We start from the raw sequence: 2,298 nt of genomic DNA on the forward strand, positions 1-2,298 counted from the left end.
GGCCTGGACGCCCTGGATCTCGGGCGCGCTGGGGGCCGTGCTCGCCCTGGCCCTGGGCTTCCTGGCGGCGCGCAGCCTGGAGCGCCGCCTGGCCGGGGTCAGCACCGCCGCCCGCGCCGTGATGGCCGGCGATCCCGGCCGGCGCCTGCCCGCCTCGGGGCGCGGCGACGAGTTCGACCGCCTCGCCGCCACGATGAACGCCATGCTGGAGCGCATCGAGCGCCTGGTCGCCGAGGTGCGGCAGGTCACCGACGACGTGGCGCACGATCTCCGCTCGCCGCTTTTCCGCCTGCGGCAGCGGCTGGAAACGGCGCTGGCCGGCGCCCGCGAGCCGGAGGCCGATGCCGCCACGCTGGAGGCCGCGATCGGGGAACTCGACGGCATCCTCGCCACCTTCTCCGCCCTGCTGCGCATCGCCCGCACCGAGGCGGGGGCGGGGCGGGACGACATCGCCCCGCTCGACCTTTCCGCGCTCGTCGCCCAGGTGGCGGAGGTCTATGCCCCCGTGGCCGAGGAGGCCGGGCGCCGGCTGGAGGCCGGGATCGCCCCCGGCCAGCGCATCGCCGGCCATGCCACCCTGCTGCGCCAGGCCCTTGCCAACCTGCTCGACAACGCCCTGGCCCATGGCGCCGGCACGCTGCGCGTCACGCTGCGCCCCGGCCCGGTGCTGGAGGTCTCCGACGACGGTCCCGGCATCCCGGCGGAGGAGCGGGAGAAGGTGCTCCGCCGCTTCTACCGGCTGGACCGCAGCCGCAACACGCCGGGGACCGGCCTGGGCCTCGCCCTCGTGGCCGCGGTCGCGCGCCTGCATGACAGCCGCCTCGAACTCCATGACGGGCCGGGGGGGAGGGGGCTCACCGTCGCCCTGGACCTTTCCGCCGCCGCCCGCCGCGCCCGAGCCCGGTCCGGAACCCTGAAAACTCTTTCATGATCCTGTCGGAGCGTCTCCAGCGGCGCGGGTCCAGATGGCATCCATCGCGGTGGCATCACCACCGGCCGCAGTCCTGAGAGGAACCGCTCGGATGTCGAATCCCTTCCGCAACCGCCGTCGCAACGCCGCCTTCGCCGCCGTGCTGCTGGCCGGCACGGCCCTGGGTGGCGTCGCCACCGGCTGGGCGCCCGCCTTCGCCGAGGGTGCCGTCCAGGCTCCGCAGGGCGGCCAGATCCAGCCCGCCGCCGCCGTGGTGGCCCCGGCCATGCAGGGCCTTCCGGGCTTTGCCGATCTGGTCGCCAAAGTCCGCCCGGCGGTGGTGACCATCACCGCCATCGAGAAGCCGCAGCAGCAGGCCGAGGCCGGCTCGCCCTTCCCGCCGGGCTCGCCGCAGGACCGCATGTTCCGCCGCTATTTCGGTGCCCCCGAGGGCGGGCCGCGCGGCGGCGTGGCCGAGGCGCTGGGCTCCGGCTTCCTGGTCGATGCCGAGGGCCATGTCGTCACCAACAACCATGTCGTGAAGGACGCCGCCTCGGTGAAGGTGACGCTGGATGACGGGCGCGAGCTGCCGGCCCGGATCGTGGGCCGCGACGAGCGCACCGACCTGGCGCTGCTGAAGATCGATGCCGGCGGCAACCTGCCTTTCCTGAAGCTGGGCGATTCCGACAAGGCCCGCCCGGGCGACTGGGTGGTGGCGGTGGGCAATCCCTTCGGCCTCGGCGGCACCGTCACGGCGGGCGTGGTCTCGGCCCGCGGCCGCGACATCGGCGCCGGCCCCTATGACGACTTCCTGCAGGTCGATGCCCCGATCAACCGCGGCAATTCCGGTGGCCCGCTCTTCGCCCAGGACGGCACGGTGATCGGCGTCAACACCGCCATCTTCTCGCCCAGCGGCGGCTCGGTCGGCATCGGCTTCGCCATCCCCTCCAACATCGTCCAGACGGTGGTGGCGCAGCTGGAGAAGAACGGCCATGTCGAGCGCGGCTTCCTTGGCGCCAGCACCCAGCCGGTGACCGCCACCATGGCGAAGGCGCTGCAGTTGCCCGAGGCCCAGGGCGCGCTGGTGGCCCAGGTCGAGCCCGACAGCCCCGCCTCCCGCGCCGGGCTCAAGGCGGGCGACGTGATCACCGCCGTGGACGGCACCGCGATCCACAGCCCGCGCGAGCTGGCCCGGGTGATCGCCGACCACCACCCCGGCGCCGAGGCCACGCTGACCGCGCGCCGCGACGGGGAGGACCAGAAGCTCCCGGTGAAGCTCGCCTCGCTGCCCGCCCAGGACGGCGCCCAGGCCCAGGCCGGCCATGGCGAGGATGACGGCCAGCCGCGCTTCGGCATCGGCCTGGCCAGCATCCGCGAGGCCGAGCAGC

General features: G+C 74.6%; 2 protein-coding genes. Both read left to right on the forward strand.

What is annotated here, in order from left to right:
* Positions 1–931 (forward strand): HAMP domain-containing sensor histidine kinase (locus ROTAS13_RS23175; protein WP_139323521.1); only part of this gene is annotated, 931 nt, incomplete at its 5' end.
* A 91-nt stretch (positions 932–1,022) separates the two neighbouring features.
* Positions 1,023–2,298: Do family serine endopeptidase (locus tag ROTAS13_RS23180; protein ID WP_075823556.1), on the forward strand; the 1,276-nt coding region annotated here is incomplete at its 3' end.

It is taken from the genome of Roseomonas sp. TAS13, from assembly GCF_001950415.1.
In the GTDB taxonomy this organism is placed as follows: Bacteria; Pseudomonadota; Alphaproteobacteria; order Acetobacterales; family Acetobacteraceae; genus Roseomonas; species Roseomonas mucosa.